This is a genomic window from Motiliproteus sp. MSK22-1 (assembly GCF_001968815.1).
Classification (GTDB): domain Bacteria; phylum Pseudomonadota; class Gammaproteobacteria; order Pseudomonadales; family Balneatricaceae; genus Motiliproteus.
In genome coordinates this window covers 143,814-158,627 of record NZ_MIEQ01000044.1, presented here as the reverse complement: position 1 = coordinate 158,627, position 14,814 = coordinate 143,814, and the positions used below count along the sequence as shown (strand labels likewise).

The window sequence follows — 14,814 nt, the reverse complement described above, 5'->3', positions numbered from 1 at the left end:
GAGACGTTATTATTTTGTGTAGACATTAAATACTCCTGGAATTCTTGTTCTGGCTGCATCATCTTCAAGATGCAAACGTGCTCAGATCAATGTGCGTCTCTTAGCGCGCACCGTGCCCTGTATGTAGTTTTCTTTCCAGTGCCTGGCTGTAGCGAGACATGCTGAAGCAGAAAATCCAGAATACAAAGGCGACAAAAACATAGCCTTCAACGGAATAACCCAGCCACTTAGGATCAGACAACGCGGCCTGTACGATAGCCAACAAGTCAAACAAACCGATGATAAGCACCAGGCTGGTATCCTTGAACAGGGCTATAAAGGTGTTTACGATCCCGGGGATCATCAGTTTTAGGGCCTGAGGGAGGATTATTAACCCCATGGATTTCCAGTAGTTAAGCCCCAGTGCCATGGCTGCTTCATATTGGCCTTTAGGGATGGCCTGTAATCCGCCTCGGATAACCTCTGCCATATAGGCTGATTGGAACATGGTGATACCAATCAGAGCTCTTAGCAGCTTATCCATACTGGTTTCGCCAGATACGAACAGCGGAAGCATAACTGAAGCCATAAACAGCACGCTGATTAAAGGCACTCCGCGCCATATTTCGATAAAGGCGGTGGAGAGGCTCCGTACTATAGGCATATTTGAGCGGCGACCTAAAGCCAGCAACACCCCAAATGGAAGCGATGCCACGATACCGACACAGGCCAGTACCAGAGTCAGGCTTAATCCCCCCCATTTGTGAGTTTCAACAACTTCCAGGTCAAAGGCTCCGCCATAGAGCAGATAGAATGCAATGATTGGGAAAATCAACAAAGTGAAGGCTCCCAACCATCCCTTCTTGGGGGTACCCTCGAATATGAGCGCAGCAATCAATCCAGCCAGCATCACAAAAATTGTGTTGATACGCCAATATTCTGATTCGGGGTAAAAGCCGTAAATAAACTGTTCTAAGCGTACCGTAATAAATACCCAGCACGCACCACCACTGGTGCAATCTTCTCTACTGTCACCAAGCCAATCGGAGGTTAGGAAAACCCAATCGATTAGCGGTATCAGGTTGGAGATCACGATGTATCCGACCACAACCGTGAGTATGCTGTTAGCCCAGCTGGAAAATAAATTTTTTCTTAACCATCCCACTGCACCAACCGTGCTGGCCGGGGGCGGCATATCAGGAATCTTATTGTCATTAACAATCATTTTAACGCTCCGCCAATGCCATAATTTTGTTGTACCAGTTCATAAAGGCTGAAACCAGCAAGCTTATCGTCAGGTAGACGGCCATTGTCATAAAGATTATTTCGATTGCCTGGCCTGTCTGGTTTAGGGTTGTGCCCATGAACACTGCAACCAAGTCCGGGTAACCGATAGCCGTTGCCAGGGAAGAGTTCTTGATAAGATTCAAATACTGACTGGTTAAAGGCGGAATAATGACTCGAAGTGCTTGAGGTATAACGATAAGGCGTAATGTCTTAGCGTTGCTTATTCCCAGTGCGTGCGACGCCTCTGTCTGGCCTTTGTTAACCGCTTCAATACCAGAGCGGACAATCTCTGCTATAAATGCTGCCGTGTATATGGTTAACGCGAGCAATAGCGCAGTAAGTTCCGGGATAATGACGTTACCGCCTTTGAAGTTAAATCCTTTAAGCTCAGGGTAGTCCCAGCTCATAGGAGAGCCTGCGAAGAAATAGACTACCAAAGGAACGGCAATCAAAATGCCAACAGAACTCCAAAAGATCGGGAATTGCTGTCCTGTGAGGTCCTGACGTCGGTGATTCCAGCGTACCAGGTACCAGCACAGTGCTATTGCAGCGAAAAATGCGACAACAACAAACCAGAAACCGGATTCAAAAACAGGAGCGGGTGTATAAAGGCCACGGTTGTTCAGAAATGCGCTGCCGATCTCAATACTTTGGCGTGGTCCAGGCAATGGGCCGAGAACAGCAACGTACCAAAAGAATATCTGCAAGAGTAGCGGGATATTTCGAAATGTTTCGATATAGCACATGGCAAGCTTTGAGATTAGCCAGTTATTGGATAATCGAGCGACGCCCATGATAAAGCCAAGAATAGTTGCCAGCACGACTCCTAAAAAACCAACCAGAAGAGTGTTGAGCAGACCTACTACAAAGGTGTGACCGAAAGTATAGGTGGCATCGTATGGTATGAGTGTGAGTAGAATATCGAAGCCGGATGACTGGGATAGAAAGCCGAAACCGGTGGTAATTCCTCGAGTTTCCAAGTTGGTCAGTGCGTTGCTGACAAAGTGACCTATAGTTCCGACCACCAAAACAACGATTATTATTTGAAAAAGGATTGCCCGCTTATCCGGGTCATTCCAGAATTTCGTTTTGGAGGCAGGAGCCGAGCTTTGATCTAAATCAGCTGGCATAGATGAGTCTCCTGGAGAGTATTGCTTATTGTAATTTTTATAACATCATCATGAGGTGTGATGCTTTTACTGCGTCTTACTACAACAAAGCCACCGATAACTGATGCTATCGGTGGCTGATAACCAATGACCTGTTAACGCATTGGAGGTGCGTACAGGAATCCGCCTTTGCTCCAGAGAGCATTGTTGCCACGAGAGATCTTAAGCGGTGAGCCAGTACCAACGTTACGCTCAAAAGCTTCGCCGTAGTTACCGACTTGCTTGATGATCTGGAATGCCCAGTCGTCATTCAGACCCAGGCCTTCGCCCTTAGGACCTTCTTTACCAACAAGACGTTTAATACCTGGGTTGGTGCTGCTTTTGCTCATTTCATCAGCATTCGCAGAAGTGAGACCCAGCTCTTCAGCATTGATCATTGCGTTCAAAGACCACTTGACGATATTGAACCACTGGTCGTCGCCTTGACGAACAACGGGTCCTAGTGGTTCCTTAGAAATAACTTCCGGTAGAACCATCGCTGAACTTGGATCAGCCAGCTTGATGCGCAGGGCGTAAAGCTGGGATTGGTCAGATGTCAAAACGTCACAGCGACCGGCTTCAAAACCTTTAACCGTCTGGTCAGAAGTGTCGAATACGACAGGCGTGTAAGACATCTTGTGCTCACGGAAATAGTCAGACAGGTTAAGCTCGGTAGTTGTACCAGACTGGATACACACGGCTGCACCGTCTAATTCCAACGCACTCTTAACGCCCAGGCTCTTGCTGACCATATAGCCCTGACCGTCATAGTAGTTAACGCCGGCAAAGTTCAGACCCAGTTTTGTGTCGCGGGTTTGAGTCCAGGTGGTGTTACGGGACAAAATGTCGATTTCACCAGACTGCAATGCAGTGAAGCGCTCTTTCGCGGTAAGAGGAATATACTTAACTTTAGATGCATCACCCAGAACGGCTGCTGCTACTGCGCGACAAACGTCAACGTCCAGGCCCTGCCAGTTGCCTTTTTCGTCAGGGTTGGAAAAGCCAGGTAAACCTGTACTAACACCGCACTGAACGAAACCTTTGCTCTTAACAGAATCCAAAGTTTCCTCTGCTTGTGCTCCAGCGCTTAGCCCCATGGCGATAGCGGAAACCGCTGCTACAGACGCAAGTTTTTTCATGATTATTCCTTCTAATTATTAGACTGCCTGATACCAGACAAACCACTGTTAATTCTTGTCATTAGTCGTAGTTATCGAGCCAAAACTGAGAGCCCCGGTTAATCAATACAAGATACAGGTCACCGGTGTCGCACATTAGAACTCCGTGGCCGTTTGGGGCATGAAGAATTTCAAAGGGCGAGCAGCTTCAGCTAGCTGTATTGATTGAAGCAAAAGCCCCTGTAGTCAACAATATCTCTAGTTGGTGTCTGTGGCTGCTAGCTGTCTCGTTAACAGCATCAACTGGCGCCATATGTACGTTTTAGTGCATTAGGATTGATTTCTAGCTGCTCATATTCTTTCAGCGGGAGCCGACCCAGAGTGGTAAACAGTATTCATACGTAGTTGGTCAAGTGTTTAACCTGACCGCGAGCAAGATAGCGGGTTCTTGTCGACAGGTGGTAAGGAGCCAGCCCATGGATATAGTCATGTATCGGATTTTACGACGGGGTTGGGATATCTGGATAACTGGGATAGGTCTTGAGGGGAATTGATTTTTACAGGTATTGAAGTTCAATGATCAGCAGGCTGATGAGGAGAGCTGGGTAGCGCTTATGATAAGACAGCATCGCTTATGTAGGGCTGCGTAACTGATATGGGTAGCTGCTCCTTAGAGTAACTGTCGGTTCTGTTATGCAGACAGTTACTCTAACCGGAAGTGATATTCAGATAGAAACAGTATCCAGATCGACACTCTGTTTAGAATTAATTGGATTACAGGCTCCTAACTGGAAGTCACCCAAAGTACTTCGGCATCTTCTTCACTTGTGGAAACAAGGGCATGTCCCATGCCACCATCGTAATAGGTGCTATCCCCCTCGAACATTTCTACAGGCTCGTAGAATTCCGTGTGCAATATTACCGAGCCTTTCAGAACAAGCATGAACTCTTCTCCGTCATGCCTTACCCAGCTCGGGTATTCAGAAAAATTTCGTGCCCGTACTGTAGTTTTGTAGGGCAGAATCTTCTTATTGCTGAGTTGTGCTGCCAACATCTCATGTTCATAGGTAGGTGTCGGGTGGGGTTTGCCTTCATTCTTGCGGGTAATATCTCTTCGGCCTGCGGTGCGGGATTCCTTGGGAGAGGAGAATAACTGCGGTATATCAATATTCAACCCTTTCGCCAGCTTCTGCACTGCGGTGAAGGTCGGAGATATCTGTTCATTTTCAATTTTGGACAGTGTTGATCTGGCTAACCCTGTGCGTTTACTGGCTTCCTCCAAAGTCAGGTTGTGACTTAGACGAATGTCTTTGACTCGCTTACCCAGCTGCAGGGGTTCGACGGTGGACTCGGTGCCGAGAGTCTCGGTTTCCTCAACTGAAAAAAATTGGCTGGGATCTTCCGCCATTGCTAGTGCTCCAGGCTCATGCTTATTTTTCAATATGATACACCAATCAACGAGAGCGGGCACGGGGAGTGGCATTGTTGGGTACACTGATGTCGTATTTAGCTCGTTATTCACAAAAGTTTCCAATAGGAAATTTTTGTTGATTGTGTTTCCTGTGGGTGATAATCTCTTGTTTCAGTACTGCAATTGTTCGATTTCTGAGCAGTTTTTTGCCGCAGTGACTGGAGAAATTGACAAAGAATAACGAAAGAGAGGCGGGCAGCGCCTCCAGTAACGGAGAGTTCGGATGTCACTAAGTCTGTTTGACCTGTTTAAGATTGGAGTTGGTCCTTCCAGTTCTCACACTGTCGGGCCGATGTGTGCCTCTAATCGTTTTCTTAATTTGCTTGAATCCAAGCAACTCATTAATCGGGTAAGCAGACTTCGGGTTTCTCTTTATGGCTCTTTAGCTATGACTGGAAAGGGTCATGCGACTGATATAGCAACCCTGGTCGGGCTTCTTGGTCACAGTCCCGATAGCGTTGATCCCGATCAGATTCCGGTTTTTATCAATACTGTTCGTCAAAGCAAGTCGTTAAACCTTAATGGTACTCATGCCATTCGTTTTGATGAAAAGTCCGATCTGCTGTTTTTATTCGGTGAGTCCTTGCCACAGCATCCCAACGGTATGCGCTTTGACGTTTTTGATGAAGCGGGTGTTCTTTTTTACAGTCGTACCTATTTTTCAGTCGGTGGTGGTTTTGTGCTCTGTGAAGATGAAATTCAGAGCTCCGTTACCAGTACTGCTTCTGTAGAAATCCCCTATCCCTTTGAAACCGGTAGAGAATTATTAGAACGTGGTCGAGAGGCCGGAATAAGTATCGCCGAAGTCGTTATTGCCAACGAGCGTGCCATTAATCCCGATATCGATATTGAGGCGGGTATTCAGGACATCTGGCAAGTAATGGAAGCCTGTATTGAACGAGGTTGCCGCGAAACCGGTGAATTGCCCGGTGGTCTTGGTGTCAAGCGACGTGCTCATTCGTTGAAAAAAGAGCTGGTCGATAGCCCTGAAGCTGCGTTGCGGGACCAGTTGACGGTGATGGACTGGATTAATCTGTATGCGATGGCGGTTAATGAAGAAAACGCCGCCGGTGGACGTGTCGTGACGGCACCAACAAACGGAGCTGCTGGAGTCATCCCAGCGGTGTTGGCTTATTACCATCGATTTGTGCCGGGGGCTGGCCCTGAAGGTATTCGTGATTTTGTCTGTACTTCCGCAGCGATTGGGATGCTGTACAAGAAAAATGCATCAATTTCTGCTGCTGAAGTCGGTTGCCAGGGAGAAGTGGGTGTTGCTTGTTCTATGGCGGCCGCCGGACTGACAGCGGTGTTGGGAGGCAGTAATGAACAAATTGAAAATGCTGCAGAGATTGGTATGGAGCACAATCTTGGATTGACCTGTGACCCTATCGACGGGTTAGTGCAGGTGCCTTGCATCGAGCGCAACACCATGGGAGCTGTTAAGGCCATTAATGCTGCACGGTTAGCCCTCCGGGGTGACGGCAGTCATCGGGTTCCTTTGGATAGTGTCATTGAAACCATGCGCCAGACTGGAATTGATATGCAGGAAAAATACAAGGAAACGTCCCAGGGAGGATTGGCGGTTAACGTTGTCGCCTGTTAGGCACTCAGTCAGTAGCAACCAAGATATACAAGCAACGAGCAGAGTTTAGTCCTTCTGTTCGATTATCAGTAAGCCCGGCAATATGATTAGAGGGTAGAACATCATGACAGACCTTTACGCAAACGATCAGCAGCGTGAAAACTTCTTTACAGCCAATCTGGCAGATATCGACCCTGCGATTAAATCAGCGGTGGAGCGAGAGTTTGACCGTCAGGAATCTCAGATTGAACTGATAGCTTCTGAAAATATCGTTTCCAAAGCGGTAATGGAAGCCCAGGGTACTGTGCTGACCAATAAATATGCTGAAGGCTATCCAAGCCGCCGCTATTACGGTGGATGCGAGTTTGTTGATGAAGCTGAACAACTGGCAATTGATCGCGCTAAGCAATTATTTAATTGTGAGTTTGTTAACGTCCAGCCCCACTCTGGAGCACAGGCCAACGGCGCGGTGATGCTGGCGCTGCTACAGCCCGGTGATACTGTTCTAGGCATGTCACTGGATGCCGGAGGACATCTGACTCATGGTGCCAGACCGGCTCTTTCCGGTAAGTGGTTTAATGCTGTCCAATATGGGGTAAGCGAGAAGGATTGCCGTATCGATTATGATGCGGTTGAGGCATTGGCGGTTGAGCATCAGCCGAAAATGATCATAGCGGGTGGCTCAGCTATTCCTCGTGAACTCAACTTCGCCCGCTTTCGTGAAATAGCCGACAAAGTGGGGGCCTACCTGATGGTTGATATGGCTCATATTGCCGGGCTGATTGCTACAGGTCTTCATCCGAGCCCATTGCCATATGCTGATGTGGTGACGACCACTACTCACAAAACCTTGCGTGGCCCCCGGGGTGGCATGATCCTCAGCAATAGCCTGGAAATAGGCAAGAAGATTAATTCTGCTGTGTTTCCGGGACTTCAAGGTGGGCCGTTGATGCATGTTATTGCGGCTAAGGCCGTTGCCTTTGGTGAAGCCTTGCAGCCGAATTTTAAAGATTATATTCAGCAGGTTCTGGATAACGCTCACGCATTGGCGGAGGTTATGGTCGAACGTGGCTGCGATATTGTCACAGGCGGTACCGACACCCACCTTATGCTGGTGGATTTGCGACCTAAGGGGCTGAAGGGGAACGCGGTTGAACATAGCCTGGAGCGTGCCGGAATTACCTGTAATAAAAACGGTATCCCATTTGATCCCGAAAAACCGATGGTGACCTCCGGAATTCGACTGGGGACGCCAGCAGGTACGAGTCGGGGGTTCGGGGTTGAAGAATTCCGTCAGATTGGTCATCTGATCAATGATGTTTTAGACGGCTTGGCAGCGAACCCTGAAGACAACAGTCAGGTTGAGCAGCAGGTCCTTGAGCAGATCGAAGCGCTTTGCAAACGTTTCCCGCTGTACCGATAACGGCAATGTCAGTGGCTGATCGATAAATGCTGTTGATGAGGCGATCAAGCCCGGTTGTTGAAGATTTTTGATTCAGTTGTTAAGCAGTGCCGGATTGGCATTGTTTAACAACATTAAATAGATGTTTGAAAATTAAGAATATTGGAATTCAGGAATAAGACTATGAGCAATATCCCAACTAATCTGCGTTTCGCCAAAAGTCATGAATGGGTGTTGGACAATGGGGACGGGACAGTCACCTTTGGTATCTCAGATCATGCACAGGAATTATTGGGCGACGTGGTATTCGTTGAACTGCCGGAAGTTGGTCGTACGCTGAGTGCTGGGGATGATATCTCTCTGGTTGAATCGGTTAAGGCTGCTTCGGATGTATACAGCCCGGTTGGCGGAGAAGTTATTGCGGTAAATGATGCGCTGGAAGACGCTCCCGAAACGATTAACGAAGATCCGTACGAAAACGGCTGGATTGCCAAGCTACGCATTGATGACGCCGCAGAGATCGGTGCACTGCTGGATGCTTCTGGCTACCAAGCTGTTGTTGCCGAGAGTGAATAGATACTTCGGCATTTAAGAGTCAACTCGGCAACGGCTCTTTAATCAATTTTTGGTTATTGAGCCGTTTTTTCCGATTTTATTGTGTTGCTGGCCTCTGATTTCAGTGTTTAGGCCGCCATTGTTATAGGTATCACTATGACCGCTACCGTATCTCCACGCCTGAAGGCGCTTGAGTTCACCGAGGAGTTTGTCGGACGTCATCTGGGCCCGAATGAAGCCCAGGTACAATCCATGCTGGCGACCCTGGGTGTTGAGTCCGTTGATGAGTTGATCGGCCAGACTGTTCCTGAAGCTATACGTTTGCCGGGAGAACTGGCGCTGGCTGCACCACGCTCGGAGCGTGAAGTCCTGGAATACCTTGGTAAAATGGCAGCCAGAAATCAGGTTAATAAGTCATACATCGGTCAAGGCTATTACAATACGCTGACCCCCGCAGTTATTTTGCGTAACGTGATGGAAAATCCTGGCTGGTATACCGCTTATACCCCTTACCAGCCTGAAATCGCCCAGGGCCGTTTGGAGGCTTTGCTGAACTTTCAGCAGATGGTGATGGATTTGACCGGGATGGATCTGGCCAACGCTTCCCTGCTGGATGAAGCAACGGCTGCCGCTGAGGCGATGGCGCTGTGTAAACGTGCCAATCGTAAGAAAAGCAATCTGTTCCTGGTTTCTGATGAGACTCATCCTCAGAGCCTGGATGTGATTAAAACCCGTGCTGAATACTTTGGCTTTGAGGTGTTGGTCGGTAATATTGACGAGCTACTGGACACCGAAGATGCCTTCGGGGTATTGCTTCAGTACCCGGGTACCAGCGGTCGTATCAGTGATATTGAAGGGTTAATCAAAAAAGCTCATGAACAGAAAGCGTTAGCCGCGGTAGCAACGGACCTGCTCAGCCTGATAATGTTGAAAGCACCGGGTGAGCTGGATGCGGATGTGGTGTTCGGCTCGGCGCAGCGTTTTGGTGTACCTATGGGTTTTGGTGGCCCTCATGCTGCATTCTTTGCCACTCGTGATAAGTTTAAACGCTCTGCACCGGGCCGAATCATCGGTGTTTCTGTTGACTCCAGGGGGAACCCTGCTCTTCGTATGGCAATGCAGACTCGTGAGCAGCATATACGTCGTGAGAAAGCTAATTCCAATATTTGTACCGCCCAGGCTTTGTTAGCCAATATGGCTGGGTTCTATGCTGTTTATCATGGTCCTGATGGGCTTAAGCGTATTGCCGAGCGAGTTCAGCGTTTGACCTCCATTCTCGCGCTGGCTCTGAAAGAGCAGGGGATAACACTGCTGAATGACTCCTGGTTCGATACATTGACGCTGGTGGTTGGTGATCAACAGCAGGAGATATTGCAGCGTGGTTATACTGCTGGCTTGAACTTGCGTGCCCTGGATCAGGATAAGCTGGCCATTAGTTTTGATGAAACCACTGAATTGGCTGACTTGCGGCAGCTATGTGCTGTTATTCTTGGCAACAGTGATGTCGATATTAACTTTGAGACAATCGATGCATCCCTGGCTGCGGGTACCCGTTGTGGTTTGCCTGCTGAATTACGTCGCACTTCTGAGTTTTTGACGCATCCGGTATTTAACAGTTATCACTCTGAAACTGAAATGTTGCGCTATCTGAAGCGTTTGGAGAACAAGGACTTCAGCCTGACTCATGGCATGATACCGCTCGGTTCCTGCACCATGAAATTGAATGCGACCGCCGAGATGATCCCTGTTACCTGGCCTGAGTTTGCCAATCTCCACCCGTTTGCCCCCCGTGATCAGGTTCAGGGTTATATGCAGTTGCTGAAAGAGTTTGAAGCGATGCTGGTTGAGATTACCGGATACGACAATGTATCCATGCAACCGAATTCCGGCGCTCAGGGAGAATATGCCGGCTTACTGGCGATTCGCAAATATCAGCAGAGTCTGGGCCAGGGGCATCGGGATATTTGTCTGATTCCAAGCTCTGCTCACGGTACTAATCCTGCTTCCGCAGCGATGGCCGCTCTGAAGGTTATTGTTGTTGAATGTGATGAGCAGGGGAATGTAAATGTTGATGATCTTAAGGCAAAAGCTGAGCTGCACCGGGATAGCCTTTCCTGCATTATGATCACTTATCCGTCTACACACGGCGTCTTTGAAGAAAGCATCAAGGACATATGTCAGATCATCCATGATAATGGCGGTCAGGTGTACATGGATGGGGCCAACATGAACGCTCAGGTCGGACTTTCCAAGCCTGGAGATATTGGTTCCGATGTTTCTCATCTCAATCTTCATAAGACCTTTGCCATCCCTCATGGTGGTGGTGGGCCAGGTATGGGACCGATTGGTGTTAAAAGCCACTTGGCGCCATTCTTGCCGAATCATAAGGTCAGCCCAATTGAGGGACCGCGAGAAGAGATGGGTGCAGTATCTGCCACGCCCTTTGGTTCCGGCTCGATCCTTCCGATATCCTGGGCTTATTGCGCGATGTTGGGAGCCGAGGGGCTGAAGAAATCCACTCAAGTGGCAATACTGAATGCCAATTATCTGACTGAAAAACTATCTGAGCATTACCCTATCCTTTATCGGGGACGCAATAACAGAGTGGCTCATGAATGTATTGTTGATATTCGCCCACTTAAGGAGTCCAGCGGTATCAGTGAAGAAGATATCGCCAAGCGTTTGATGGATTATGGCTTCCATGCCCCGACCATGTCTTTCCCGGTGCCAGGGACGTTGATGATCGAACCGACAGAATCTGAATCGAAAATGGAGCTTGATCGATTTATCGAGGCGATGATATCCATCAGACATGAAATAGAGCAGGTCGAAAACGGGCTGGTGGACGCTGACAACAACCTGTTGAAGAATGCGCCGCACACTCAAAACGATCTGGTTAGTGCTCAGTGGGACCGTCCTTACAGTCGTGAACAGGCGGTGTTTCCTGTTGCTTCGCTGAAAGACAGCAAGTATTGGCCAACAGCTAACCGCATTGACAACGTGTATGGTGATCGTAACTTTATCTGTTCTTGTCCTGGGATTGACAGTTATCGATAATCAATAATTGTGACGTTTAAAAAGGGCGCATTTGCGCCCTTTTTTATTATATCCAGGTAGAGTCTTTTCTGGTGGTAATGTGGTTTGGAGGAAGAAATCAGCTATGGTTACTGTATAAACTCTGGGTCCCTATATTCTTTTTGTATCAGCAGCTGATCAATATCAATAAATGCACTGGGTTGTGGTAAAGAAATCCGCACGGAAGCCGAGTTAACTACTGCAGTCAGCCTTCGCACTAAGCCCCAAAACTGATATTCAACAAGAACAGCTAATCAATGACCATAAAGTCAACATTAAAGTACCGGCATTCTCTCTCTTACCGTCAGGCGACGCGAACTGCTGGGTTGTCGTTGGCCTATGGCTTTTTATTCAGTTTAATCGTCCTTTATGCTGACTACCGTAGAAGTCTTAAAGCCTATCAGGCGAGCATTGACCATGTTATCGCGACTACCGAGTTGGCTGCGATAGATGCGGTTTTTACTCTGGATGAGATTAAAGCTCGCTCTATAGTCAAAGGCCTGGTTCGAAATAATGTTCTCAGTAAGGCTCGTTTGACTGATGATTTTGGAGGCGAGTTGGCTGTTTTTGGAGAAGAAGTGCCAATTTCGTCCTACTCTGCTGCTTCTCGCTGGCTATTTGGCTATTCCCAGAAGATTGCATTTAAACTTCTTCAACATCGGGAAAAAGGTGATGTGAATGTAGGTGAACTGGTGATTTGGAGCAATACCGAATCAACCTATAACAGCTTTATTTCCAGAGCAGGCCTCATTTTGCTGGCGGTTATGACCAACTGTATCCTGGTCGGGATTGTATTGCTTTATGTCAGTCATAAAACGGTGACCTCAAAAGTCAAAAAAATTGCTGAAGACCTTGCCGGTGTAGACCCGGAAGCCCCCTCAAAAGACCCAATCTTCTTGGATTCCGGTCGCTACTACGATGAAATATCCCTGCTGGGAGAAAGCGCAAACCAGCTGATTAACCGGCTCGGTTCCTCAATACAGCTATTGCGTCAGGCGCAGCTGGCCAGAGAAGAAAGCGAAATTCTGTTTCAGGCGGTGTTTAATCAAACCTATCAGTTTATCTGTATTCTCGATACCCGAGGTCGACTGTTGGAAGTGAATTCTGCAATGATGGAGGTCTTTCAAGCAGAGCCGAACGCGGTATTGGGGAAGCCATTCCGGGAAGGCCCCTGGTGTGACAGCGCCAGGACAGTACAGCAGTTTGAACAAGCCATTGCAGATGCTAACCGGGGCAACTTTGTGCGCTTCGAAGTCTCGCAAACCGTTGCCAGTGGTGCCAAGATGTACGTGGATATTTCCCTGAAACCAGTTCGGTTTCGAGAGGATCAAATTGAATTTCTGATTCTTGAAGGACGAAATATTACTCATTTACATGATACTCAAAAAGAGCTGGAAAAAGCCTATGAGGATCTGGAAAAGAGGATAGACGAACGCACCCTGGAGTTAAAACAGAGTGAGGCGCGATACCGGGATATTGTCGAGGCTTCATCCGATTGGTTCTGGGAAACAGATGTCGATGGAAGATATGTCTATGTCGGTGACAAATTTCTGGACCTTGCGGGTGTACCTTCCAGTCGTGTTATTGGTCATCGGCGAGGAGATTTTCTATCCCCGGAGGATCTTGCTCGTGATGTGAAAGGCTGGAGTGAACACCGTCAACAGCAACAGAACCGGCAACTCATTCGATTCACTTATACATTGACCAGACCTGATGGCGCCGAGGCATCGGTCGAAATAAACGGAAAGCCCTTTTATAACGAACAAAACGAATTCCTGGGTTACCGAGGTGCTGGTCGGGATGTTACGCGGATATTCCGGGGACAAAGAGAGTTGGCCGAAGCTAAGCGACAGGCGGAAAAAGCCAGTGAGGCTAAGTCGCAGTTTTTGTCCAGTATGAGCCACGAATTAAGAACGCCTTTGAATGCGATTCTTGGTTTTGCTCAACTTATGTGCGCCAGCAAAAGAGACCCTATATCGGATAAGCAGCGGCAGTACGTGAATCAAATAAGCCACAGCGGTAAACATCTGCTGGCACTGATCAATGAGGTTCTGGATTTAGCCAAGATTGAGTCAGGAACGCTAACCCTTTCGATGGAGGAGTTATCAGCAGAAGAAGTGGTGCAGGAGTGTATTAGTTCGGTCAGTCACCTGGCAGACCACAACGACATTACCATTACCTACCAGCAGCCGGATGCAACACTCCCTCTGGTTCATGCCGACTATACGAGATTCAAACAGGTTTTGCTGAATCTGCTCTCGAATGCGGTTAAATATAACCGCCCGGGAGGCTCTGTTACTCTCTCTCTCAGTGCCGCTACCGCCGACCGGGTCAGTATTTGTGTCTCTGACTCGGGAGCCGGATTAACCCCTGAACAGGTTAAACAACTCTTTGTACCGTTTAATCGTCTGGGAGCAGAAATATCAGAGATTGAGGGAACAGGTATTGGATTGACGATCACCAAGCAATTGGTTGAACGTATGGGTGGCAAGATTCAGATACAGAGCACTGAAGGCACCGGAACTCAGGTGTATGTGGAATTAAAAGCGATACACAAAGTAGTTACAGTGCCTTCTATTCCTTTGGAACTTGAGCAGTTTGCTGAAGCCCTTATCAACCCGGGTCTGATTCTCTATGTAGAAGATAATCCTGCAAACCTTAAACTGATTGAAGAGTCCTTGGAGCTGGTTGAAGGAGTCCGTTTGATTTCTGCACTGAATGCAGAAGATGGTCTGGCGATTGCCTCACTGGACCAGCCGGATCTTATTCTGATGGATATCAATCTGCCTGGAATGGATGGTTACGAGGCGTTAAAACAGTTGCGAGCCAATCCTGTTACCCGCAATATCCCCGTTATGGCCCTGACCGCCAATGCCAGTGATGCCGATATCAAAAAGGGAATGGAGGCTGGATTCGATGCCTATATTACCAAGCCTATTGATATTGAGGCTCTGCTCCAGGAAATCTCCAAACATCTCAGAGTAGCTCTGTAGTGATCGTTGTAACAGAGTCTGAGCACCAGGATCGCTGGGGTGGAAGGTTGAAGGGGGAAATTGATTTAAGCATGCTCCACTTTTCAATAGGTTGTACTAATATATACAGGTATGCTTTGGTCACGGGAATCGCCTGTCCCGATAAGCAAAGGGATAATAAAAGTCGATGATACAGTTCTTGTCGGTCATATCGGGCTGTTGATT

At 48.0% G+C, this 14,814-nt stretch carries 9 protein-coding genes; 5 read left to right on the top strand and 4 right to left on the bottom strand.

The window, feature by feature from the left end:
* Positions 1-100: 100 nt before the first annotated feature.
* The 4 genes from BGP75_RS11300 to BGP75_RS11285 form a co-directional block, all read right to left on the bottom strand.
* Entirely contained in the window at positions 101-1,204 is a 1,104-nt protein-coding gene (locus BGP75_RS11300; protein ID WP_076718722.1) for an amino acid ABC transporter permease, read from the bottom strand.
* Position 1,205: 1 nt separating this feature from the next.
* Positions 1,206-2,396 carry an amino acid ABC transporter permease gene (locus tag BGP75_RS11295; RefSeq protein WP_076718721.1) on the bottom strand — a complete coding sequence of 397 codons (1,191 nt, stop codon included), beginning with the start codon at positions 2,394-2,396 and terminating at the stop codon, positions 1,206-1,208.
* A gap of 134 nt (positions 2,397-2,530) precedes the next feature.
* Entirely contained in the window at positions 2,531-3,553 is a 1,023-nt protein-coding gene (locus tag BGP75_RS11290; protein ID WP_076718720.1) for an amino acid ABC transporter substrate-binding protein, read from the bottom strand.
* A gap of 763 nt (positions 3,554-4,316) precedes the next feature.
* Positions 4,317-4,940, bottom strand: a complete 624-nt coding sequence (locus BGP75_RS11285) for a helix-turn-helix domain-containing protein (protein ID WP_076718719.1) — start codon at positions 4,938-4,940, stop codon at positions 4,317-4,319.
* Positions 4,941-5,226: 286 nt separating this feature from the next.
* Here BGP75_RS11285 and BGP75_RS11280 point away from each other — a divergent pair, with 286 nt between their 5' ends.
* From BGP75_RS11280 to BGP75_RS11260, 5 genes are all read left to right on the top strand, one after another.
* Positions 5,227-6,606 carry an L-serine ammonia-lyase gene (locus BGP75_RS11280; RefSeq protein WP_076718718.1) on the top strand — a complete coding sequence of 460 codons (1,380 nt, stop codon included), beginning with the start codon at positions 5,227-5,229 and terminating at the stop codon, positions 6,604-6,606.
* A gap of 103 nt (positions 6,607-6,709) precedes the next feature.
* Entirely contained in the window at positions 6,710-8,008 is a 1,299-nt protein-coding gene (gene glyA, locus BGP75_RS11275; RefSeq protein WP_076718717.1) for a serine hydroxymethyltransferase, read from the top strand.
* Between the two features lie 162 nt (positions 8,009-8,170).
* Entirely contained in the window at positions 8,171-8,563 is a 393-nt protein-coding gene (gene gcvH, locus BGP75_RS11270; RefSeq protein WP_076718716.1) for a glycine cleavage system protein GcvH, read from the top strand.
* Positions 8,564-8,698: 135 nt separating this feature from the next.
* Positions 8,699-11,599: an aminomethyl-transferring glycine dehydrogenase gene (gcvP, locus tag BGP75_RS11265; RefSeq protein WP_076718715.1), complete on the top strand. Its 2,901-nt coding sequence runs from the start codon at positions 8,699-8,701 to the stop codon at positions 11,597-11,599.
* Positions 11,600-11,874: 275 nt separating this feature from the next.
* A complete protein-coding gene (locus BGP75_RS11260; protein WP_083704758.1) occupies positions 11,875-14,610 on the top strand; it encodes a PAS domain-containing hybrid sensor histidine kinase/response regulator in 2,736 nt (911 codons plus the stop codon).
* Positions 14,611-14,814: the final 204 nt, after the last annotated feature.

Bases quoted from the DNA above. Each gene is read 5' to 3' on its own strand.
- BGP75_RS11300 (WP_076718722.1), bottom strand. From the start codon at position 1,204: ATGATTGTTAATGACAATAAGATTCCTGATATGCCGCCCCCGGCCAGC.
- BGP75_RS11295 (WP_076718721.1), bottom strand. From the start codon at position 2,396: ATGCCAGCTGATTTAGATCAAAGCTCGGCTCCTGCCTCCAAAACGAAA.
- BGP75_RS11290 (WP_076718720.1), bottom strand. From the start codon at position 3,553: ATGAAAAAACTTGCGTCTGTAGCAGCGGTTTCCGCTATCGCCATGGGG.
- BGP75_RS11285 (WP_076718719.1), bottom strand. From the start codon at position 4,940: ATGGCGGAAGATCCCAGCCAATTTTTTTCAGTTGAGGAAACCGAGACT.
- BGP75_RS11280 (WP_076718718.1), top strand. From the start codon at position 5,227: ATGTCACTAAGTCTGTTTGACCTGTTTAAGATTGGAGTTGGTCCTTCC.
- glyA (WP_076718717.1), top strand. From the start codon at position 6,710: ATGACAGACCTTTACGCAAACGATCAGCAGCGTGAAAACTTCTTTACA.
- gcvH (WP_076718716.1), top strand. From the start codon at position 8,171: ATGAGCAATATCCCAACTAATCTGCGTTTCGCCAAAAGTCATGAATGG.
- gcvP (WP_076718715.1), top strand. From the start codon at position 8,699: ATGACCGCTACCGTATCTCCACGCCTGAAGGCGCTTGAGTTCACCGAG.
- BGP75_RS11260 (WP_083704758.1), top strand. From the start codon at position 11,875: ATGACCATAAAGTCAACATTAAAGTACCGGCATTCTCTCTCTTACCGT.